The sequence below is a fragment of the Niallia yueguangensis genome (assembly GCF_052663115.1).
On record NZ_JBQTCX010000002.1, the window covers coordinates 77,898 to 100,447 of the forward strand.

Genomic DNA, 22,550 nt, shown 5'->3' on the forward strand with positions numbered 1-22,550 from the left:
TAAGTACTAAAATTATTAAGGGAGGTGTCAAATTGTGGATGACTTAGTAACCGTCATCATACCAACATTTAAAAGGGCTGATTATCTATGTCGGGCTATAAATAGTGTTTTATACCAAAGTTATAAAAATATTGAAATAATAGTTGTTGACGATAATGATCCTAATAGTAATTATAGGAAGAACACAGAGTTATTAATGAATAACTATAAAGATTATAAAAATGTTATTTATTTAAAACATCAGCAAAACCTTAATGGTTCAGCAGCCAGAAATACAGGCATAAAGCAAGCAAAAGGGAATTTTATAGCATTTTTAGATGATGATGATGAATTTTTAAATAATAAGATTGAACTTCAAGTTAAAGTAATAAAAGAATTAAGTAATAAATATGGTGCTGTTTATGGTGGATATAATATTATAAGGGGAAATAGAGTAATAAAGAATAGTATACCTGATAAGTGTGGTAATCTAACCTCAGAATTATTACAAATGAACTGGGGAACAGGATCTGGATCAAATGTATTATTTAAAAAGGAAGTTTTTAAAAAAATTGGCCTTTTTGATGAATCTTTAAAGAGACATCAAGATTGGGATATATTATTAAGAATGTTTAGAGAATATGAGATTTTTTCAATAAATAAAATTATATTAAATATATATAAAGATTCGCGAATAAATATTCCGAACCCCTACGGATTTGTAGAAGTTAAAAAGTATTTTTTATCTAAGTTTTCAAGGGAAATAGAAAATTTAAATATTAAAGAATCTAGTAACATCTATAAAATGCATAACATGGAAATTTCTGTAGCTTTTTTAAAATCCCGAAAGTATATAAAAGCAATTAAATATTATAAAAAAGCAAAACAATACTCAACTATTAATTTTAAACAAAAGATAACATTAATCCTAATTTTTATATTTTTTACTCTACCAAAAAGAGAATTATTATTAGTCTATTTAGGACCAGTAATAGAAAAAATTAGATTTATCAAAAACTAAAAATTTAGGAGACTAATTATGAAGATATGTTTAGTTGGTTCAAGTGGAGGACATTTAACACATCTATATTTTTTAAAAGAGTTTTGGGAAAAACATGACCGTTTCTGGGTAACTTTTGAAAAAGAAGATGCAAAAAGTCTTTTATTTAATGAAAGAAAGTATTGGTGTCATTACCCTACTAATAGAAATATAAAAAATTTACTCAAAAATACATTTTTAGCTTTAAAAGTTTTAATAAAAGAAAAACCTGATTTAATTATTTCATCTGGTGCTGCTCCTGCGATACCTTTTTTTTACTTAGGCAAAATATTTGGTGCAAAACTAGTGTATATGGAAGTTTATGACAGGATAGACATGCCAACGATAACAGGAAAAATAGTTTACCCTATTGCTGATAAGTTTATTCTTCAATGGGAAGAACAAAAAAGATTTTATCCTAAAGGAGTTAATTTAGGAGGGATCTTATGATATTCGTAACTGTTGGTACGCATGAACAACAGTTTAATCGGTTAATTAAAAAGATTGATAATCTCAAGCGAAATGGATTAATTTTAGATGACATTTTCATGCAAACTGGTTATTGTAACTATACTCCAAATTCAGTTGATTATAAGAAATTATTATCATATGAGGAAATGAATTACTATGCTGAAAAAGCAAATATCATTATTACTCATGGTGGTCCGGCAAGTATTTTTTTAGCATATTCTTATAATAAAGTTCCAATAGTAGTACCAAGATTAAAACAATTTAATGAACATATTGATAATCATCAACTTCTTTTTGCAAAAAGGTTAGAAAAAGAGAATAAAATAATATTAATTGAAGAGATAGATTCTATTGGGAATGTAATAAACAGTTTTGCTGATAGGGAAGATGGGATTTTCAAGGATTTTAATTCAAATACTAAATTATTTAAAGAGAGATTTGAAAGAACTATTCAAACACTATTTAGTTAATTTATGTATTATTTTTTATAAAAAATAGTAATTAATCGACTTAGAGGTATTCATTTTATGTAACGAATATAAATGAAATCTCTAAGTTATATTTATTAATAATGAGTAATTTATTTGAACAATAGATAGGGAGGGATAAGGTAAATGAAATGTACTTTTGTTGTTTTACATTATCTAACTTATGATGATACTTATGAATGTATTGAATCAATTTTACATAACATTGAATATGAAAATTACAATATTGTAGTTGTAGATAATGGGTCTCAAAATAATAGTGGAGAAATGCTTGAGAAAAATTATGCTGGAAATAAAAAGGTGCATATTGTAAAAAGTAAGAAGAATTTAGGGTTTGCTAAAGGGAATAATTTAGGTTTTATGTATGCAAAATTAACCTTAAAGTCTGATTTTATAATTTTAATTAATAACGATACTCTTATAGAGCAAAAAAATTTCTTAAGTGAGCTAATAGAAAAATACAAAACAACTCCATTTCATGTGCTCGGTCCTGATATTTTATCTACTAAAGATGGGTTACATCAAAATCCTCAACTTGATAAAGTAATTCAAGAGCCTGAAATTAAAAAGATTATATTAAAAATAAAGATTAAAGCATTCTTAAATAAAATCGGTTGTGAAGAATTAATAATGAACACATACTTTTCATTTAAAAAAGGTGGAAAAGAAACAAATGAATTAAATAATAGTTTGAATTGGCAAGCTGAGCAAGAAAATATTCAGCTGCATGGGGCATGTTTAATTTTTAGTCCAGACTACGTAAACAATTATAATGGATTATATGATAACACATTTATGTATATGGAGGAGCATATTTTATTCTATATCACTAATAGAGAAAAATTAAAAACATTATATTTTCCAAAAATTAGGATACTACATAAAGAAGACTCTTCAACAGACGCTTTATTTAATAAGAGTAATAAAAAAAGACTATTTGTTTATAAAAATATGATTGCATCATTAAATGAGTTATTAAGAATTCATAGAGATAATAGTATATACATTGAAAATATGAAAGACTAAATTATAAACGTATTAATTATTGTGAAGTGAATGAAGATGCTGTTAGAAATTTTTAAGGCATCATATAGGGGTACGGTGATGAGGGATGAGTTTTGAATAATAAGGCTATGAGTTTTATAAGAAATTTTTCTTATACAGTAACATCTAATTTATTATCAATATTCATTTCCACAATAGTAATACTAATTGTACCGAAGTTAATAGGTATAAAGGAATATGGGTATTGGCAGTTATATTTATTTTATATTTCTTATGTTGGTTTTTTACATTTCGGTTGGAATGATGGTGTATATCTTAGATTTGGTGGAAAGGAATATAGTAAACTAGATAAAAATTTATTCTTTTCACAATTTTGGATGCTTGTTTTTTTTCAATTGTTTTTAGCTTTTATAATATACGAAGTTTCTATTTTTTGTATTTCTAATGAAGATAGGTTATTCATTGTTAAAATGACTATAGTTAGTATGGTTATTGTAAACTCAAGATACTTGTTGGTTTATTTATTACAAGCAACAAATAGAATGAAAGAAAATGCACAGATCATAATTTTAGAGAAAGTAATATATTGTTGTCTAATTATATTGTTGTTAAGTATAGGAATTAAAGAATACAAGTTATTGATCATTGCAGATATAATTGGAAAGATTTTAGCATTGGGATATTCAACGTATTGTTGTAAAGATATAGTATTTAGAAGGCTAACTGATTTTTGTATAAATTTTAAAGAAACTTTAGATAACATAAATGTAGGAATTAAATTAATGTTTGCAAATATAGCCAGCATTTTGATAATTGGAATTGTGAGATTTGGAATTGAGAGAAATTGGAATGTTACTACATTTGGAAAAGTCTCCCTAGTTATAAGTATAGCTAATCTTATAATGATATTTGTAAATGCTATTGGAATTATTATGTTCCCATTGTTAAGACGAACAAAGGTTGAAAATCTTTCGAAAATCTATAGTACTCTTAGAACGTTATTAATGGTTCCTTTATTGGGGCTTATAATTGTCTACTATCCTTTAAAATTAATAATAGCTTTATGGCTTCCTCAATATGCGGATAGTTTAGCATTTTTAGTTATGATTTTTCCTATGTGTATTTTTGAAGGGAAGATGGCATTACTCATAAATACTTACTTAAAAACATTACGGAAAGAAAGATTAATGTTATTAATTAATTTGATAACTGTTTTTTTAAGTATAATACTTACAACTTTTTTTACAGTTGTATATGAAAGCTTATTATTAATAGTTTTTTCAATTATTATTCTTTTAGCTTTTAGAGCTATTTTAGCAGAGAGCGTATTATCGAAATTACTAAATATTAATGTATTTAAAGATATAATTCTTGAATGTACTTTATCTTTTACATTTATCTTTTTAGGATGGTTTACTTCAGTATATGGAATCATTATTTATATAGTTATTTATATTTTGTATTTGGTAATAAAGAGAAAAGATATAATTACAACTGTTAGCGATTTAAAAAGCATGATAAAAAAATAGAAATAAGTTTTTTATTGTATAAATTTTAATAATTCATATCAACCTATTTTAATGAAGTTTTATAGAAGTAGAGTTTAACAAAATTAATTGGGGGTTATTATGAAGGGGATTATTTTAGCTGGAGGTAGTGGTACAAGGCTTTATCCACTAACACAAGTAACTAGTAAACAACTACTACCTATAAACGATAAACCAATGATTTATTATCCTTTATCTACATTAATGTTAGCAGGTATAAAGGATATATTAATTATTTCAACACCTTTGGATACTCCTCGTTTTGAAGCATTATTAGGTAATGGATCGCAATTTGGTATTTCATTACATTATGAAGTTCAGGAATCACCTGACGGATTAGCTCAAGCATTTATTATTGGAGAAAAGTTTATTGGTCAAGATTCTGTTGCAATGATTTTAGGGGATAATATTTATTATGGCAGTGGCTTAAGAAAAATACTGCAACGAGCTGCACAGAAAGATAGGGGAGCAACGGTATTTGGATATCATGTACAAGATCCAGAAAGATTCGGTGTTGTTGAATTTAACAATGATGGAAAAGTTTTAAGTGTAGAAGAAAAACCTAAAAATCCAAAGTCTAATTATGCAATAACAGGATTGTATTTTTTTGATAATCGTGTGGTAGAAATAGCTAAAAATGTCGTACCATCCCATCGTGGTGAACTGGAAATTACTTCAGTAAACGAAGCTTACTTAAAGTTAGGGGAATTAGAAGTAGAGCTTTTAGGTCGTGGTTTTTCTTGGCTAGATACTGGAACCCACCAAAGTTTAGTAGATGCATCTAATTTTGTTCGTACAATAGAAGATTACCAAGGTATTAAAATTTCTGCTCCTGAAGAAATTGCGTTTATAAATGGGTGGATTTCAAGAGATAGTCTGATTGAGCGTGGAAATTTTTATGCTAAGACAGGTTATGGCCAGTATTTATTAAAAGTAGCAAACGGTGAAATTAAATATTAAAAGAGAAAAGGTGCTATGATGAAAATAATAGATACGTTTATTGAGGGATTAAAAGTTTTAGAGCCAACCGTGTTTGGTGATCATCGAGGTTGGTTCATGGAAACCTATAATGAAGCTGTATTAAAGGAAGCTGGAATTTTTATTCAATTTGTTCAGGATAATCAATCATTTTCTGCAGTTAAAGGTACATTACGTGGTTTGCATTATCAGTTAAATCCTAAAGCACAAACAAAGTTGGTTCGCTGTACAAAAGGGATAATTTATGATGTTGCCGTTGATATTCGTAAAGGTAGTTCTTCGTATGGGAAATGGTTTGGTATTGAATTATCTGCTGAAAATAAGAACCAGCTTTTAATCCCACAAGGATTTGCTCACGGTTTTATGACCGTTACAGATGACGTGGAAGTACAATATAAAGTAGATGCATTGTATGCTCCAGAATGTGACAGAGGAATTATTTGGAATGATTCTTCTATCAATATTGAATGGCCAATGGACATTACACCGGTTTTATCCGAAAAAGATAAAAATGCACCAACGTTAGAAGAAGCAGAAAATAATTTTAATTTTGGTGATAATTAATGAAAATATTAGTTACGGGATATAATGGTCAGCTTGGTTATGATGTTGTTCTTGAAGGAAATCGACGTAATTTGCAGATGATTGGAACTGGTAGTGGGGAATTGGATATAAGGGATGAGAAACAGGTAAAAGAGTATGTTCAAATACTTAGACCAGACGTTATTATTCATTGTGCGGCATATACAGCGGTTGATAATGCTGAGGACGATAAAGAAACATGCTGGGATGTTAATGTAAATGGAACAAAATACTTAGCAGAAGCAGCCCAAGATCTAGATGCAAAGTTTATTTATATTAGCACCGATTATGTATTTAATGGAGAAGGAAATACACCTTTTGTGGAAACGGATAAAGCAGCGCCAGTAGGATATTACGGATTAACCAAATTTGAAGGAGAACAAATAGTACAATCTATTTTAGATAAATACTATATTGTAAGAATTTCTTGGGTTTTCGGAATAAATGGAAATAATTTTATAAAAACAATGCTACGTATAGCAGAAACTAGAAATGAGTTGAGTGTGGTTGGAGATCAGTTTGGCTCCCCAACATATACATACGATTTGGCTAGGCTATTAATTGACATGGCATTAGCTGATAAGTATGGCGTATATCATGCTTCAAATGAAGGGTTTTGTAATTGGGCGGAATTTGCAAAAGAAATATTTAAAGTAGCAGAAAACTCAGTTATTGTTAATAGTATAACTAGCGAGCAATATCCAACAAAAGCGGTTCGTCCTAAAAATTCAAGAATGTCTAAGCAAAAACTAGTGGAAAAAGGATTTAAACCATTACCAAATTGGCAGGATGCGTTAATTAGATATGTACAAAAATTATCAGAAGAGGTGAAATAAGTGGCAAAGAAGAAACTACTAGTAACAGGTGGAGCAGGTTTTATTGGTGGTAATTTTGTACAATACATGGTTAATAATTATCCAAACTATGATATTTATAATTTAGATCTATTAACTTATGCTGGAGATTTAACAAAACATAAAGATATAGAAAATAAAGATAATTATCACTTTGTGAGAGCAGATATTGCAAATAGAGAAGAGATATTTGCTTTATTTGAGAAGGAAAGATTTGATTATGTAACACATTTTGCCGCAGAAAGCCATGTGGACAGATCAATTACTGGTCCTGAAATTTTTGTTAAAACGAATGTTCTTGGAACACAAGTATTGTTAGATGCAGCAAAAGAATATGCTATTACTAAATTTGTTCACGTATCTACTGATGAAGTATACGGAGAGTTAGATTTTGATCCTACAACATTTTTTACTGAAGAAACACCGTTGCAACCAAACAGCCCCTATAGTGCAAGTAAAGCATCATCTGATTTACTAGTAAGAGCTTATTATGAAACATTTGGATTGCCAATAAATATTACTCGTTGTTCTAATAACTATGGACCATATCACTTTCCAGAAAAGTTAATCCCATTAACTATTTCTCGTGTATTAAATGAGCAAAAAATTCCGGTATATGGAGACGGAAAGAATATTCGTGATTGGTTGCATGTTATAGATCATTGCGTTGCCATTGATTTAGTTCTTCATGAAGGAGCCATTGGTGAAGTATATAATGTAGGAGGTCACAATGAGCGAACAAACTTAGAGGTAGTAAAAACAATAATTAACACACTAGCTAAATCAGAAGAGTTAATTGAGTTTGTTACGGATCGTTTAGGGCATGACAAACGATATGCAATTGATCCAACGAAGTTAGAAAAACTAGGTTGGAAGCCAAAATATACATTTGAAACTGGTATTGCTCAAACTATTCAATGGTACCTTGATAATAAAGAGTGGTGGGAGCAAATTATTAGTGGTGAGTATCAAAATTATTTTGAGAAGCAATATGCATTATAAGTTTGTTTAAAAGAAGATCAAATCTTTAAATGCATGAAAGGTATTTTAATATACAAGTAAACAGAGTTTCAATTGCAAATACAAGGATATGCACTTTCGAGCATCAATATAAGCTTAGAGAAGATATGTTTTTAAGGCTTGGCTGTGCCTAGCCTATCATGTCAGCATAATTATCTTTTTAAGTGAAGTTGTTAGAAAACTTTTGTATGCGAAACTTTAAACATTTATTTTGCATTATACATTGAAAATAGTTGTTTAATATATTCAATTATAAAGGATGGATAGGTCTTATATTTATTTTTACTAAATAAATAAAAAGGAGAAAAAAATTGACTAAAATTACAGTAGCAGGAACAGGTTATGTTGGTTTAGTTACAGGCGTTTGTTTGGCTGAAGTAGGTCATAAAGTTACATGTGTGGATAATGTACAAGAAAAGATAGATCTTTTAAACAAAGGCATTTCTCCAATTTATGAACCGCAGTTAGACGATTTAATTGTAAAGAATTCAAAAGTTAGCAAAATATCATTTACCACTGATTTTGAAAGTGCATATGCAGATTCTGATGTTATCTTTATAGGTGTTGGTACTCCAGAAAATGAAGATGGTTCCGCTAATTTAAATTTTGTTTATACTGTTGCAGGTCAAATTGCAGAATCTATTACCCGAGATTGTTTAGTAGTTATTAAATCAACCGTTCCAATTGGTACAAATGATAAAGTTGAAGCATTTATTAAGAACTATTTAAAGCATGATGTTAATGTAGAAGTTGCATCTAATCCAGAATTTCTTGCTCAAGGAACAGCAGTAAAAGACACATTAAATGCCTCTCGTATTGTAATTGGTGTAGAAAGTAAAAATGCAAAACAAGTGTTAACTGATATTTACAAACCTTTTAATCAACCAATTCTTACTATGAATCGTCGAAGTGCAGAAATGGTAAAGTATGCATCGAATGATTTCTTGGCACTTAAAATTTCCTTTGTGAATGATATTGCTAATTTGTGCGAAGTGGTTGGAGCAAATATTGAAGATGTAACAAATGGAATGAGCTACGATGATCGTATTGGAAACAAATTTTTAAATCCTGGTATTGGCTATGGTGGCTCTTGTTTCCCGAAAGATACAAAAGCATTGCATTGGTTGTCAGAAGAAGAAGGCTATGTACTGCGTACAGTAAAAGCTGCAATTGAAGTAAATGAAAAACAAAAGTTTAAATTAGTAAAAAAAGCAAGAAATGATTTTGCTTCATTCCAAGGGTTAAAAATAGCCGTCCTAGGATTAACCTTTAAACCTGGAACAGATGATTTAAGGGAAGCTCCTTCCATTCCGAATGTACGTTTATTGCTAAATCAAGGTGCACAAGTTCATGCATATGATCCTGTGGGAATAGAAAACTTTAAAAAAATTTATCCAACTCAAGTAATTTATGAATCCACACCAGAAAAGGCATTGGAAAATGCTGACTTATGTTTTGTTTTTACTGAATGGGAAGAAATTAAAGTACTTGACTTAAATTTATTTAAAGAAAAAATGAAAACACCTTTTGTTTATGATGGTCGTAATTGCTTTACTCTGGAAGCAGCAAAAGAATCAGGTATAAACTATCAATCTATAGGACGACCTGAAATAAGAGAATTTTCAGTAACCCCTGCAAAAGTTTAATATGTAGACATGTTTATATTCACCTCTTAATAATCGGAACTGTGGTTACTAGGAGGTGAATTTTATAATAATCATTTTTAAAACTAACCAATTAATGAAAAATTAATTGGTTAGTTTTATTATCCTAAATTATTCTAATTAATGGGGGTAATTGAAAATTCAACTAATAATTTGGTGTTTTTGGTATTACTTAAGTGTATTACTAATTTTCGATAGTTTTCATTTCCGTTTTGGTTATTAATTATTGAGGTTTGTAAAGGTTTAGCTTTCATTATGGAAAATTTAGCCGTTGAAGGTGACTTTATATGAATATATAATATTTTTCCTTCTCTAACTAAAACCGCAGTTTGCTTATTTAAACTTAGTCCAATATTTGCTTTTGTATGCATAAACCAATAAATTTCTGATTTCTCATTTAAAGAAATTTTATCCTCTAAAATTACTTTTTTTCTATTATTTACTAGGGATAATTTCCTCTGTATTAACTTTGCATTTTCATAAGCTTTGGACATATTAATTACCACAGAAGCCTCATTCTTTTTAGATTTAAAACTTTTTATCTCACCTATAGCATGTATACTTTGATTAACAGATTTATTTGGATTTATTACTAAGCTATTTTGGCCTTCTGTGCCTTTTCTATAATACATCCATCTCGCTCTGTTCATATCAAAATAACCTGGGAGGTTATAATTATCAGTACCAAGTTCCTCAGCCCACCTTACTCCTTGCGCATCTAATACAAATGAGCCTATATCTAAATCTCCATGACTTGCCTGATTATCCCCAGCGTGTATCCCTGCAAAGATTGAGTTGGAGTCGGACCATGAGCTTCTCATGGTTACTATTCCTGTTTCTTTTCTGGAAAAATATTTATCTAAGGGTAAATATTTAGTATTCTTATAACCTAATGTTTTTTTGTACCAAATTAAGTTCATAGCATTATATTTTTTCAATGCTGGAAATCCGAATACTGGATTATTATATTTATTAGAAAACCATAACAATTGGGATAAATTATTATAATTATCTCCCCCTGAATCTCCTACATTAAATAAGCCTCCAGGACCATTCATATAAATATAAAAATATCCTGTTTCAGAAAGTCCTTTCATTGTGGATAAACCGTAATCGTTTCTAAGAGAAGTGTCCATAGAAGATAAAGAGTATGCAATATATTTTGTTGCGTAGTTCCAATATCCAGGGCCTTCCTCAGTTCCTCCATCCTCAGAATATGAGGATAAAGATTTTTGTATAGACTTAATAGCATTCTCCAATACCTCACTTGAAATTTCCTCTAACTTTGTAGATTCATCTGCGATTGCTAATGCACTAACAATAAGGCCGCTATTAGTTATTGTATTCCAATTGTTTGTTGTGTTTTTCCAAAAAATCGGAATATTTTCTATGTCAGTAGTATTATTATATACCTTGAGAGCTGGATTAAAAGCTTTATTAATTAGAGCATTTTGCAAAACTTCTTTTTGACGAGGTCTTAGATAATCATATAACCAGTCATATCCAATTCCAAATGCAGTCGCCATCTCAGCAGTATCTAAGAAATGAGAAGGATTCCAATCATAAAATTTAGATGCTTGCTCTAATTCTTTCCAAGCTGCTTCAGCATATCTCCAATCACCACTTAACTTATACATCATGGATAAAGTAATAGTTCTATCTAGAACAGTTTTACTGACAGGGAGGATTCTAATTCCATCCGATTTTTTATATTGTACGACAGGTTCATTTAATATTTTATTTGCGTCTATATTAAGTTCATTAAACCACTGTTTTAAGTAAATATCTGACTTTAAAGACTCTTTAATTTTTTGGAAGTCTTCGTTAGTTGCCATTAACCGTGGATGTTTTTTATTTGGAGAGTTCTTTTTTAAGTCTATTAATAATTCTTGGGATGTCGGTTCATCTATTTTTACTATTTTAATATTGTTTTTTTTAATCTCTTTTTTTTTATTACTTAAATCAGTTTGATATATCATAAAGGCGAAAAAGACAAATATTAATATAATTAATATATATATATATTTCTTTTTTATCCTCATGGAAATCCTCCATTATATAAAAATACAATTTAATTTGTGAGAATTTTTTGTTCATTTTTTATGAATACTCTATACACGTAAGGAATATAAGAAATTATTAATATATTTCAATAAAAAAAATGTTAACTCACTTTTTTAAAATAACCCTTTTTTTCTACAATATTGGAATTATTAGTACTCGATTCTTTTTTTACTGTTAAACAAGAAATCACAAAAGCTAACATTAAGCTCACATTTTGCCATTCATAAAGTTCAAAGAAAAACAATTCTACACTAATTACAAGTAGGCATAACAATGATAATTCATTAACCCAGTTTCTTTTTTTTATTAATATATGTGTGAAAATAAAGAATATTGTAATAAGGTAAGAAACTAATCCTATAATACCTAGTTCGTAAAACCATGCAAGATACTGATTATCAGTAGTAGAGAAGTTTTGCATGGTAATTGGGTGTGCCAACATAAATTTGCTTACTTGACCACTCCCATATCCAAATAAATAATTTATATAATTACTTTGTTGCATATATTCTAGTATTAAACTTATTGTCATTGTACGTTGTAAACTAGAATTATCTGATGAATTAAAGCTTAATGAATCTCCAAATCTATTTGCTATTGCATTATAAAGTTCGTAATAATTAAAAATTAAATAAATTACTCCTATAATTGTGAAAATTGAAGCTATATACATAATTATCATTTTTTTATAAGTCAGAATAATTTGTTTAGGTAATTTAAATATTCTTTTGTAATGTATAGTACCATAGAAAATTAGAGAAATAACTAATGCTATCCAAGCACTTCTTGACATGGTAGAATAGATGTTTATTAAAAGAATAAACTGTAAGGAGTACTTATATAGAGGTGTTTTTAAGATGTATATATTACTTAAAAATGCAATAACAAAAAAAAGCCCACAAACTATAGGGTGGTCAAAAACCGACATTGTTCTATATAAATCTGTTCCTATATGATAATTATAGCCTACTTCTCTTATATTCATATAATTTAGTAATAACGGCTTTTTAAAAAATACTTGATAAAGATTCATGACTGATAAAATATTTAGTAGTATAGTTAATTGTCTATAAGTTTTGGCAGCATATTGGGTTCCATATTTAGTAAACATAATATACATATAAAATATAAGCATATACATTAGTAAATAATTTCTAATAAAAAACATACGGTTATCAATTGATGAAATTACTGTATAAACTAAACTTACTATTAAAAAAAAGAGGAAATAAATATTTATCTTTTTTAGATGTAATCCTATTTGTGTATATCTAATAATTAACATGGAAGAAAATAGTCCAAGAAATAAAGAATATGCAAAATGGGTTATAGGATATTTTATTAAAGTTGCTGCAATAAAACCTAAAACTATCAAACTGATCTCGAATTGCTTTCTATGATTTTCTATTTTCACAATTTAAAACCTCCTTATTACACTCACATTATAGTAAGTATATAATAAATCCATATTCTTTAGGAGTGGTTTTTGTTAATTTATAGTATAAACTAGCACATTATTTCAGACTCTCTTTTTTCACTTTAATCCGAGGGGAAATATGAAATAATGTGCTATTTTTCACGTTATTCCAAATGAAATTAGTAAGCCCGAAATAAAAAATAAGCGCACCTTCACGGTACGCATCACAAATAACCGTATATCATGATTTTTTTCATCAGATATACGGTTATTTCATTTTATGTGCCACATTAAGCTTGGATCATTTTTGACCAAGGCATATATTGATTCAACACTTCTGGGTGTTGATAGATATCTAGATTCGGTAAATCCGTTCAGTAGCTTCAAGAGATAACGATAGAAATCCACCCCATTGGCTTTTGTCGTTTCTACGATACTTAAGCAAATAGCGTTCGCTTTTGCTCCAGCTTCACTGACGGAAAAAAGCCAATTTTTTCGACCAATTACATTGGGACGAATGGAGTTTTCTGCAGGATTATTATCGATGTTGATCCGACCATCCTTCAAAAATGCTTTTAATCCATCGACTCTGTTCAGCGTGTATTCAGCTGCCTTGGCCAGCGCGTTTTTTCTGTAGAATGGTGATTTTTCAACCCAATCAAGAAACTTTTCAACAATTGGCTTCGAGTACTTTTGGCGTTTTTTTCTTTGTTTACTTGGGGACAAATGTTTGAATTGCCTTTCAAGTAGATATAAATGATCACAATAGTTCACACCGATTTGTCCATTTTTACTGTCCGCTTTCAGCCAATAACGACGAACATACGCCCAACAATTTGCGAAGGTAACACCTTCTATTTTGTTATAGGCAGAATAACCATCACAAACAATCGTGCCAGAATACCCTTCAGTGAAGTTTTCAAGAACAGCCCGAGCACGTCGATAGTGAACTTTGAAACAGAATAATCGTCGGACCTTGACTTGGCACACTTCGATACACCCAATTATAAGCATTTGATTGACCTGATTTCCCATCAGACCGTTTGATAATTTGTGCATACGTTTCATCGACATGTAGAATGGTTTTAGACATCATCAAAGACTTCATTCGATCGTACACTAGCAATAGCCAATCGTGTGATGCACGAATAACCCAATTGGAAAGGTTCTTATCATTCGTATTCAGGCCATAACGTTCCCATTCTTTAAAGTGGTAAGTATTGTGAAAATTTATCATACATCACTTTGGCTAGTACGCTAGGACTTGCCATGCTCCGTTGAATGGGGGGGTGTGGTGCTTTAACACGTTAAATCTGCGCTTTTTGAAATGTGTCGCCTTTGCAGTTTTTACATTCATAGGCGTGTTCAATATGTTGCACTTTTTTCATTTTTGTCGATATTAAAGAAAAGGAGGAATGCTAAGAATGGATAAGAATAAAAATAAAAGGCTATTTTGTGAATCGTTGTTTGGTAGCTTCGATAAGATAATCGCTGAGCTAGAAATGGTATACAATTTAACTCACAACGGTGAGAAAGGGAGAGAAGCTGAGGAAATATTGCGCTCATTTCTGTCAACTTTCCTCCCTAAAAAGTATCAGGTTGGTACAGGTTTTGTGCGTAGCGACCTTGGTGTTAGTAACCAAAGCGACATTTTGATATACGATGGGATTAATATACCACCTATCTATTCAGGATATGTTAATAAAATTATTCAGCTTTATAGTTTAAGATCCGTTATTGAATGTAAAATGAACCTTTTGGTCGAAAGTATTGAAAAACAAAATTTGAAGTTTGCAAGTATTAAAGATATGTATCGAAAAGATGAAGAAATTCAATCAATTATTGATGAGCCATTAACAGTACTATTTGCCTATAAAAAAATTGGCAATATAAAAGCAAAACTTGACAGTCTGCCGGTAAGAAATATCGATATGGTATTCTGTGGTGAAGGCGAATTATATATAAACGGAGAAGATGGATATACCAACAATCTTTGTGATGGAATCTATTATGGACAAACAATTCACGGATACAGTGTAACAAAAAGTCAACAGGCCTTTGCTGTTTTTTATTCACATTTCATTGATAGACTTAATAAAATGAAATTTGATTACTCAAGAGTGTCAATGATGTATGAATATAGCAAGTCAGCCGTTTATATTGATTACAAAGATCTTTAAAAATAAAAAATCAAACTCTAGGTCACAATGGGTTTCAATCCATTAGGTAGAAAAAATAAATTCTGGTGCTATGTCAAGAAAATGGACACTACAAAACAAAGAGAAACGATTAATTCATTTTTCTTTGTTTGTAGAAACTTTTGGTCACAGTGATGCCCCGAGATTTGTCAAATATTGATAGATTAGAAGTGCAAAAGCTGAATTTGTTGTGCTTCTTTCTTTTTTGTTCATTTTTTGTGATGTCATGGCAGGGTTTTGGCCTATTTTGTAGAATGGTAGATGTACATATTTTATCGTTCCTATGTTTTAATAGGGAATGCTCCTGTTTTTAAATCTGGATTTACTTCATCGTTATTTTTATCTTCATTTACTTATTTTAAACAATTCCTATTTTTGGTTGCTGTTAATTAAAAATTTATAACTGGAGGCGAATATATGATTGTTAAAGTTGGTATGTCAACACAAAACTAGACAACTGCTGCGACATACGGTATTCCGCATGTCGATTTTAATAGATGAAACGCAACCGAATGCATCAATTAATCCATATGGAAAGTCTAAACTAATGGTTGAGCATATACTAGCTGATTTTGCTGCTGCATACGGTTTAAATTATGTAGTGCTTCGCTATTTTAATGTTGCTGGTGCACATGCTTCTGCTGAAATTGGGGAAAGTCATGATCCGGAAACACATTTAATTCCGATTATTCTACAACACTTATTGGGAGAACGGGAGAAAATTAGTGTGTTTGGTACAGACTATGATACACTAGATGGTACATGTATCCGAGATTATATTCACGCAACAGATTTAGCAAATGCTCATATTTGGCATTAGAAGCTTTATTATCCGAATCAAAGAGAACGGAAACGTATAACTTAGGAAATGGCAATGGTTTTTCGGTAAAAGAAGTAATTGAAACATGCGAAAAAGTAACAGGGATAAAAGCTAATATTGAATATGCGGATCGTCGTGCCAGTGACCCTGCGAAGTTAGTTGCTTCATCAGAGAAGATTCAACGAGAACCTGGTTGGGAGCCGAAGTTTAGTTTAGAAGAGATTATTACTAGTGCGTGGAAGTGGCATAGTAAGGGGAAATAACTATTATCGTTGGGACTTGCCTTAGTTCGAGGTAGGTCCTTGAACTCTAGGTCACAGTGACGCCCCGAAGTGCCCCGAGTTTTGTCGAATATTGATAGATTAGAAGTACAAAAGTTTAGTTGTTGTGCTTCGTTCTTTTCTTTATTCATTTTTTGTAATGTCATGGCAGGATTTTGGCTTATGTTGTAGAATGGTAGATGTAGGTATTTTTTGTTCCTTTGTTCTAAAAGGAAACGCTCCTGTATTAACCTCAATTAATTTCCTCTTTCTTTTTATCTCCATGCATTGCTTTTCAATGATTCCTATTTTTTATGTTGCTGTTACTCTAAAATTTTTAAATTGGAGGCGAATGTATGATTGTTAAAGTTTCAAGTATTTATTTAAAAGTTTTGGAGGGCTACCGGGTGTTGGCTTCGATTGCACATTTTGATCTGGATGTGACAGACAAGAAGGTTGTCGTGAAATCTATCTCTGTCTGATCAAAAGAAAAACGGTGTACTGTATGATTTGGCAATTCCCAATGTAGCATTGAAGGAATTGGGTGAGGTGAAGAATGAGATTCCAATAGAGATGGCGTTTATTGGTGCCTCATTCCTAGTCACTGTGTGACCATCTGGAATTTGTTGCATTTAACAAATAATATGAATGGAAGTTGGATATTGTAAGGATGATTGTTATATTGATCAAATAAGCTTTCTTTAAAACTTATGAAATGAATTGCTTCTGTTTGTTCAATAAGAGTCTATTCGTTTACAAATGTTCCTTGTATAAGCCTTGTGATTTCTTAACATTTTTTATCTATAACTATATAAGCCTCATTATTTGGCGTCATAAAACGGAGCTTTTCTAATACCTTTTGTCTTTCTGTTTCTAGCTTAAGAGGTTCAGCTATTAGATCCTCAATTTAATAAAGAGAATCAAGAAGATAAAAAGTCCATCCTCGATGTTCATGCTCAATTAGAAGACGGTAGTCGTGTAAATATCGAGATTCAAGTTAATAATAAACATGACATGGAGAAAAGAACACTATATTATTGGTCTCGAATGTTTACCAGTCAAATGAAAGAAGGAATGGACTACGGGGAACTTTGCCCAACCATTACTATTAACATTGTTGACTTCCGTTATTTCTCGCATATAAATGGATATCATTCGGTATTTCATTTATATGAAAAAGAAGAAAAGCTGTTATTAACAGATATGTTAGAGATTCACTTTATGGAATTACCTAAGCTCTTAATTAAATGGCGTAGGAGAGAAGTAGACCCTCGTGAAGATCAATTAGTGAGATGGTTATTACTGCTTGAAGCATCAGAGGATGAAGAAATCACTCAGGTATTGGAGGAGATTGCGATGCAAGAAGATCAAGTATTGAAAAAGGCCATGGATGAATGGGAAAGAGTCAGCCAAGATCCAGAAGTATTACTAGCATATGAGGCAAGAAAAAAGCTCTATTAGATGAAAAATCAGCTCTAAGAAGAGCGGAAAAGCTTGGTGAGAAAAGAGGAGAAGAAATAGGAGAAAAGAAAGGAATTATGAAAGTTGCTTTAGGAATGATTCAAAAGGGAATGGATGATGAAACAGTAGCTGAATTAACAGGGCTTACACAACAGGAAATTGATGAACTTCGTCAGCAATGAACTCCTGATCACAGAGCCCCCAAAATCGCCTCGAGATTTGTCGAATATTGATAGATAAGAAGTACGAAAGCTGGGTTATTGTACTTCTTTCTTTTTTAATTTTTTGTGATGTCCTGGCAGGATTTTGGTTTATTTTGTAGAATGGTAGATGTGGATATCTTTCGTTCCTATGTTCTAAAAGGGAACGCTCCTATTTTAAACCTCAATTGACTTCATCTTTTTACCTCAATGTATTCATTTTAAACGATTCCTATTATTTTAGTGCCTATTGTATGTGTTATTATTTAAAAATTTATAACTGGAGGCGAATGTATGACTGTTAAAGTTTCAAGTATTGGCTTAAAAGGTTTGGAGGGCTACCGGGTGCAGGTAGAGGTGCGGATTTCGCATGATACGGAATCGATGGTGATTGTGGGCTTGCCTGATGCTTCGGTGAAAGAGTCGCGGGAGAGGGTGTTGGCTTCGATTGCACATTTTGATCTGGATGTGACGGACAAGAAGGTAGTCGTGAATTTATCGCCGTCTGATCAAAAGAAAAACGGTGCACTTTTTGATTTGGCAATTGCCATTGCTGCATTGAAGGAATTGGGGGAGGTTAAGAGTGAGATTCCAACAGAGACGGCGTTTATTGGTGCTTTATCCCTTGATGGTACGATTGTGAGTGGAGAAGGAATGTTGCCGGCGGTTATTGCTGCAAAAGGGCTTGGGATAAAGCGGGTGTATTTACCGTATGATCCTGTTCTTCCGCTCCATATGCTAAAGGATATTGAATGTATCGTTGTCCAGCATATTGAGGAAGTGGTTCAGTATTTGGAAGGCCAAGAAAGTTTATCGTTTCATCCCCGCTCATCTCCTATCGAGCAATTGCCACAAAATGTTGACGCTCATCAAAAGGATTTCTGTCATGTGATTGGCCATGAACAAGTGAAACGAGCATTAGAAATTGCTGCTGCTGGTGAGCATAATGTGCTCATGAGTGGTCCGCCAGGCTGTGGAAAGAGCTTGTTAGCGGAAACTTTTCCTTCTATCTTACCAGCCTTAACCGATCAAGCTCAGCTCGAAGTGATTAGTCTCTATCAACTAGCAGGTGAAAAACGTACCCAATTTCAAACTGTTCCTTTTCGACATCCTCATCATTCAGCATCTTCCGTAGCTATCATTGGCGGTGGGTCATATCCACGTCCTGGTGAGATCTCATTGGCGCATCGTGGTATTTTGTTTCTCGATGAGATTGCAGAATTTGCAAAGAAGACACTAGATATGCTTCGGCAGCCACTCGAAACTGGTAATGTGACAATTAGCAGAGCGCATTCTACGGTGACATATCCCTCCTCTTTTATCCTTGTTGGTGCCATGAATCCTTGTCCGTGTGGGTACCTCGGATCTCTCCATCATTACTGCACCTGTTCTCAAAAGCAAATTCAATCGTACCGAAATCGACTGTCAGGTCCTATATATGACCGGATGGATATTCTTTTATCCTTAAAATCGGTAAATGTAAACCAGTCCTCGAAGGTGCAAGAATATTCAAGTGATATTCGTAAACGAGTGGAAATAGCTCGGCTGCATCAGTATGACCGTTATCAACAAGAAGTGTCAAATGCGAAGGTTCCTTTTGAACGAATGATGGAAACGAGTCCGTTAACAAAGGAACAGAAAAAGATGCTTACAAATGTTTCTGCTAAGCAAAATTGGAGCAATCGTGTTCAAATAAAAATTATTCGGCTCGCAAGGACCATATCTGATTTAGCAGGAGAGGAAGCGATTTCCGACCGTGCGATTTGGGAAGCGATGACGTTAAGAAGGTGGCAGCTTAATAAGCAGCAAGTGATTGCGAGGGAAACATAATGCCATTTAAGAAAAGAATCTATATACCAGAACGATTTTATCATATTGTTTGCAGAGGAAATCGCCGCGATCCCTTGTTTAGAAATGCAAGTGACTTTCAAGCTTTTTTCCATATTTTTCACCAACTTTACGAAAAATCCCCATTCGAACTAGCCTCCTTTTGCTTCATGAACAATCATTACCATTTACAATTACGATCAAAGGAAGTATCTATTTCAAAGCTAATGTCACTCATTAATAAGCGCTATGCTAATTACTATAATACAAAATATCGTTTAACAGGCCATGTGTATGAGAAACGTTTCTACGACAAGATGATTGTGGATAAAGAAGGAATGTTAGAAGTCAGCCGCTACATCCACCTCAACCCAGTCGAGGCGAAAATGGTCAAGCAGCCAGAGTTCTATCCTTGGAGCAGCTACCATTTTTATAAGAATGAGAATTCAATAGCTCCTTGTTTTATGAATATGAATAGTCTGCTAGATTATTATGAAGGGACATTTCTTCAGAAACAGGAGAAGTACTGTAACACAGTAATGTCCTAAATTTCCTAGCAATCACAGTGATGCCCCGAATTATTAATTATTAAATACTAATATTGTCAGTTAAATAATAAAAGAGGGGATAAAATAGATGATTAAAAACGATTCGTATAATACCAATTTTATGTTTGAAATTCCTGTTACGTTCAAAAAGGTATGGATAAATAAATAAAGTATTTGATTTTAAGGATATTATTTATATGTCCTAAAAGAATGGATAACAATAATAAAAAAAGCCAAATTTGAATATCAACTTCCTTATTTAATATAATATAAAAATTTAATTTTGGTTATTTGTGGTAAAATCTAATAGTGGAGGGGGTGAAGGAGTGGCAATAGGAATTGCTTTAATTATTTTAATCGGTGCTATAGTGATTGGTTATAAATCAAGTATTGGTAAGCCAAAAAGAAGAAAATTCATTAATTGGGGATTAGCTACAATGTTTGGAATAGCCCCTTTCTTTTCATGGTTAGTTGGAATTTCGTTTGGAGTTTATGTCGGTGATGGTTTTGCAGGAGGAGCATTAATGGTATTATTGTTTGGTATCCTTTTCTTTATCGGTCTTATTACGCTTTTAGTGGGTATTTTTAGAAAGGATACAGAAACAATTTAGTTTTTTGATCTTGGCAGAAAATTTTCAACAAGAGAAAAAACAGGGCTGATCCATATGTGAATTCACCTGTCTTGTTTTTTTATAAGTTTTTTAATGTTTTGCACCTCTCAAAAGAGAACCCGTTATTCTATAGGTTGATGTGCTTTTTTAATATATGATTTTGTCATTATTTATATGAAAGGCTGTTTTCTCAAAGTTTGTTGTTTTTTACATAAAAAAAGGGAGAAGAAGTACCCAGCAGCCTGAATACACGTAGACTCCTGTGGGAATGCGAGAAAGACGAGATCCCACAAGAGCGTATGCGACGAGGAGGCTCGACGCTCGCTCACGGAAAGCGAAGTGTATTCAGGCTGCGCGTTTAAAAGCAACAATCTATACGAAAACAGCCATATGAAATGAAAGAATAATAATAAAACACTAAAAACTATTATAGTATTAAAATTGAATTTACTAGAATAGTAATTGATATTTCATAAGGATGGACAAAAAAGATAAATGGATAAGAAGATAAAAAAATTAATGTTATTAAATATTCTTTTTTATGTAAATAATTTTATTGTGATCATTCTTACAAATAACTTTGGAATAAAGGATATTGGAGCGATTTTGTTTTTCTCACCATTCATTTTAATACTATTTACTACTTCAATAGTTGAAAGTTCAAGGGGGAAAATGTTAGGTCAGCTTAAAAAATTGTCTATTTTAGACTTTTTATTAAGGTGCACAGTATTAGTTATTAATTTCCTTGTTATTAGTGGAATCATCCATCTTACGTTTTATTATCTTATTGTCTTAGGAATCATTTTTATGACTGTGAATGTTTATTTGGAGTGGAAAATATATAAACAAATACGCTTTTTAAAATTACAAAATAAAACCATAGAGGAAGGTTTGCTAACGAAAAAAGAAATAGATGATTTGTGTGAAGACTACGCTAATGACCAATCTATCCTAAGGTATAAATCTCCTGATGAAAAAGAAGAAATTAGAAATATTTATCATTCAACCTTCTTTGTAGGCTACTCCTATGTGTTGATTTTAATATTAATTGGAGAGGGAATCTTTGCGTTCGATTTTTTTGGAGAGAAGAATAGAATAGTAATATTAATGATAGCTTTTCTACTATTAGGAATATACTTTTACTTAACAAATAAAAAACTTGCTTTGTTTTTAAAAGATAGTAGCCATAGAATGAAAATAAATTTAAGAGATAACTTAACATTTATAATTGGATTATCAATCATTTATATACTACAGGGGTATATTCATATAGGAACGGGAACATTTAATTTCTTAGGTATCTTCTTTGCTGTCATATTCTTTATTCCAACTATAAAAACAAATCATTTGATAAGAGATGAATTTCATAAAATAAATAAGAAATATCTTAATAAATAGTTTTTGCTTTAGCTTGTGGAGCTTGTTTTAAGTAAATGTGAACTTGCTAGCTTTGAAGGGTTAGCAGAACAGTATACTTCAATGATTCACCATATGATAAAAAAACTTGCCATTTATAA

At 31.4% G+C, this 22,550-nt stretch carries 20 protein-coding genes and 2 pseudogenes; 19 read left to right on the forward strand and 3 right to left on the reverse strand.

Annotated features, from left to right (window positions below; all coding sequences use genetic code 11):
- Positions 1-34: 34 nt before the first annotated feature.
- From ACTYA4_RS02040 to ACTYA4_RS02085, 10 genes are all read left to right on the forward strand, one after another.
- Positions 35-1,000, forward strand: coding sequence for a glycosyltransferase family 2 protein (locus tag ACTYA4_RS02040; protein ID WP_445505430.1), 966 nt, complete (start codon positions 35-37; stop codon positions 998-1,000).
- A gap of 18 nt (positions 1,001-1,018) precedes the next feature.
- Positions 1,019-1,468 (forward strand): PssD/Cps14F family polysaccharide biosynthesis glycosyltransferase, encoded by a 450-nt coding sequence (gene pssD, locus ACTYA4_RS02045; RefSeq protein WP_445505431.1) that lies wholly within the window; start codon positions 1,019-1,021, stop codon positions 1,466-1,468.
- Complete coding sequence (locus ACTYA4_RS02050; protein WP_445505432.1) at positions 1,465-1,959, forward strand: glycosyltransferase; 495 nt, start codon at positions 1,465-1,467, stop codon at positions 1,957-1,959. Before pssD ends, ACTYA4_RS02050 begins: the two co-directional genes overlap by 4 nt.
- Before the next feature lie 144 nt (positions 1,960-2,103).
- Positions 2,104-3,003: a glycosyltransferase family 2 protein gene (locus ACTYA4_RS02055; RefSeq protein WP_445505433.1), complete on the forward strand. Its 900-nt coding sequence runs from the start codon at positions 2,104-2,106 to the stop codon at positions 3,001-3,003.
- A 92-nt stretch (positions 3,004-3,095) separates the two neighbouring features.
- Entirely contained in the window at positions 3,096-4,511 is a 1,416-nt protein-coding gene (locus ACTYA4_RS02060; RefSeq protein ID WP_445505434.1) for a lipopolysaccharide biosynthesis protein, read from the forward strand.
- Positions 4,512-4,610: 99 nt separating this feature from the next.
- Positions 4,611-5,489: a glucose-1-phosphate thymidylyltransferase RfbA gene (rfbA, locus tag ACTYA4_RS02065; RefSeq protein WP_445505435.1), complete on the forward strand. Its 879-nt coding sequence runs from the start codon at positions 4,611-4,613 to the stop codon at positions 5,487-5,489.
- Positions 5,490-5,507: 18 nt separating this feature from the next.
- Complete coding sequence (rfbC, locus tag ACTYA4_RS02070; RefSeq protein ID WP_445505511.1) at positions 5,508-6,071, forward strand: dTDP-4-dehydrorhamnose 3,5-epimerase; 564 nt, start codon at positions 5,508-5,510, stop codon at positions 6,069-6,071.
- Positions 6,071-6,925, forward strand: coding sequence for a dTDP-4-dehydrorhamnose reductase (gene rfbD, locus ACTYA4_RS02075; RefSeq protein WP_445505436.1), 855 nt, complete (start codon positions 6,071-6,073; stop codon positions 6,923-6,925). Before rfbC ends, rfbD begins: the two co-directional genes overlap by 1 nt.
- Positions 6,926-7,945 (forward strand): dTDP-glucose 4,6-dehydratase, encoded by a 1,020-nt coding sequence (gene rfbB, locus ACTYA4_RS02080; RefSeq protein WP_445505437.1) that lies wholly within the window; start codon positions 6,926-6,928, stop codon positions 7,943-7,945.
- A 329-nt stretch (positions 7,946-8,274) separates the two neighbouring features.
- Complete coding sequence (locus ACTYA4_RS02085; RefSeq protein WP_445505438.1) at positions 8,275-9,609, forward strand: UDP-glucose dehydrogenase family protein; 1,335 nt, start codon at positions 8,275-8,277, stop codon at positions 9,607-9,609.
- Between the two features lie 134 nt (positions 9,610-9,743).
- Here ACTYA4_RS02085 and ACTYA4_RS02090 read toward each other — a convergent pair whose 3' ends face one another.
- From ACTYA4_RS02090 to tnpC, 3 genes and pseudogenes are all read right to left on the reverse strand, one after another.
- A complete protein-coding gene (locus ACTYA4_RS02090) occupies positions 9,744-11,669 on the reverse strand; it encodes a heparinase II/III domain-containing protein (protein ID WP_445505439.1) in 1,926 nt (641 codons plus the stop codon).
- A 122-nt stretch (positions 11,670-11,791) separates the two neighbouring features.
- On the reverse strand, positions 11,792-13,105 hold the full coding sequence (locus ACTYA4_RS02095; RefSeq protein WP_445505440.1) for an O-antigen ligase family protein: 1,314 nt from the start codon (positions 13,103-13,105) through the stop codon (positions 11,792-11,794).
- 293 nt (positions 13,106-13,398) lie between these two features.
- Positions 13,399-14,508: pseudogene (gene tnpC, locus ACTYA4_RS02100) on the reverse strand (IS66 family transposase); the annotation flags it as partial.
- A 24-nt stretch (positions 14,509-14,532) separates the two neighbouring features.
- Here tnpC and ACTYA4_RS02105 point away from each other — a divergent pair.
- The 9 genes and pseudogenes from ACTYA4_RS02105 (at position 14,533) to ACTYA4_RS02140 (ending at position 22,431) form a co-directional block, all read left to right on the forward strand.
- Positions 14,533-15,288, forward strand: a complete 756-nt coding sequence (locus tag ACTYA4_RS02105) for a DUF6602 domain-containing protein (protein ID WP_445505441.1) — start codon at positions 14,533-14,535, stop codon at positions 15,286-15,288.
- A gap of 471 nt (positions 15,289-15,759) precedes the next feature.
- Positions 15,760-16,389: pseudogene (galE, locus tag ACTYA4_RS02110) on the forward strand (UDP-glucose 4-epimerase GalE); the annotation flags it as partial.
- 353 nt (positions 16,390-16,742) lie between these two features.
- On the forward strand, positions 16,743-16,868 hold the full coding sequence (locus ACTYA4_RS02115) for a hypothetical protein (protein ID WP_445505442.1): 126 nt from the start codon (positions 16,743-16,745) through the stop codon (positions 16,866-16,868).
- A gap of 457 nt (positions 16,869-17,325) precedes the next feature.
- Positions 17,326-17,847, forward strand: a complete 522-nt coding sequence (locus ACTYA4_RS02120) for an Rpn family recombination-promoting nuclease/putative transposase (RefSeq protein WP_445505512.1) — start codon at positions 17,326-17,328, stop codon at positions 17,845-17,847.
- Between the two features lie 77 nt (positions 17,848-17,924).
- Positions 17,925-18,029, forward strand: coding sequence for an Rpn/YhgA-type helix-turn-helix domain-containing protein (locus ACTYA4_RS22315; protein WP_510186541.1), 105 nt, complete (start codon positions 17,925-17,927; stop codon positions 18,027-18,029).
- Between the two features lie 312 nt (positions 18,030-18,341).
- A complete protein-coding gene (locus ACTYA4_RS02125; RefSeq protein WP_445505443.1) occupies positions 18,342-19,877 on the forward strand; it encodes a YifB family Mg chelatase-like AAA ATPase in 1,536 nt (511 codons plus the stop codon).
- A complete protein-coding gene (locus ACTYA4_RS02130) occupies positions 19,877-20,422 on the forward strand; it encodes an REP-associated tyrosine transposase (protein WP_445505444.1) in 546 nt (181 codons plus the stop codon). The genes ACTYA4_RS02125 and ACTYA4_RS02130 overlap by 1 nt, the downstream gene beginning before the upstream one ends.
- Before the next feature lie 326 nt (positions 20,423-20,748).
- Positions 20,749-21,033, forward strand: a complete 285-nt coding sequence (locus ACTYA4_RS02135) for a hypothetical protein (protein WP_445505445.1) — start codon at positions 20,749-20,751, stop codon at positions 21,031-21,033.
- A 495-nt stretch (positions 21,034-21,528) separates the two neighbouring features.
- On the forward strand, positions 21,529-22,431 hold the full coding sequence (locus tag ACTYA4_RS02140) for a SoxR reducing system RseC family protein (protein WP_445505446.1): 903 nt from the start codon (positions 21,529-21,531) through the stop codon (positions 22,429-22,431).
- Positions 22,432-22,550 lie beyond the last annotated feature (119 nt).

What these genes read in the sequence shown, in the direction of transcription:
- rfbC (WP_445505511.1), top strand. Translation starts at nt 5,508, where the DNA reads ATGAAAATAATAGATACGTTTATTGAGGGATTAAAAGTTTTAGAGCCA.
- ACTYA4_RS02115 (WP_445505442.1), top strand. Translation starts at nt 16,743, where the DNA reads ATGATTGTTAAAGTTTCAAGTATTTATTTAAAAGTTTTGGAGGGCTAC.
- ACTYA4_RS02130 (WP_445505444.1), top strand. Translation starts at nt 19,877, where the DNA reads ATGCCATTTAAGAAAAGAATCTATATACCAGAACGATTTTATCATATT.
- ACTYA4_RS02050 (WP_445505432.1), top strand. Translation starts at nt 1,465, where the DNA reads ATGATATTCGTAACTGTTGGTACGCATGAACAACAGTTTAATCGGTTA.
- rfbA (WP_445505435.1), top strand. Translation starts at nt 4,611, where the DNA reads ATGAAGGGGATTATTTTAGCTGGAGGTAGTGGTACAAGGCTTTATCCA.
- pssD (WP_445505431.1), top strand. Translation starts at nt 1,019, where the DNA reads ATGAAGATATGTTTAGTTGGTTCAAGTGGAGGACATTTAACACATCTA.
- ACTYA4_RS02105 (WP_445505441.1), top strand. Translation starts at nt 14,533, where the DNA reads ATGGATAAGAATAAAAATAAAAGGCTATTTTGTGAATCGTTGTTTGGT.
- ACTYA4_RS02125 (WP_445505443.1), top strand. Translation starts at nt 18,342, where the DNA reads ATGACTGTTAAAGTTTCAAGTATTGGCTTAAAAGGTTTGGAGGGCTAC.
- ACTYA4_RS22315 (WP_510186541.1), top strand. Translation starts at nt 17,925, where the DNA reads ATGAAAGTTGCTTTAGGAATGATTCAAAAGGGAATGGATGATGAAACA.
- rfbD (WP_445505436.1), top strand. Translation starts at nt 6,071, where the DNA reads ATGAAAATATTAGTTACGGGATATAATGGTCAGCTTGGTTATGATGTT.
- ACTYA4_RS02090 (WP_445505439.1), bottom strand. Translation starts at nt 11,669, where the DNA reads ATGAGGATAAAAAAGAAATATATATATATATTAATTATATTAATATTT.
- ACTYA4_RS02140 (WP_445505446.1), top strand. Translation starts at nt 21,529, where the DNA reads ATGGATAAGAAGATAAAAAAATTAATGTTATTAAATATTCTTTTTTAT.
- ACTYA4_RS02055 (WP_445505433.1), top strand. Translation starts at nt 2,104, where the DNA reads ATGAAATGTACTTTTGTTGTTTTACATTATCTAACTTATGATGATACT.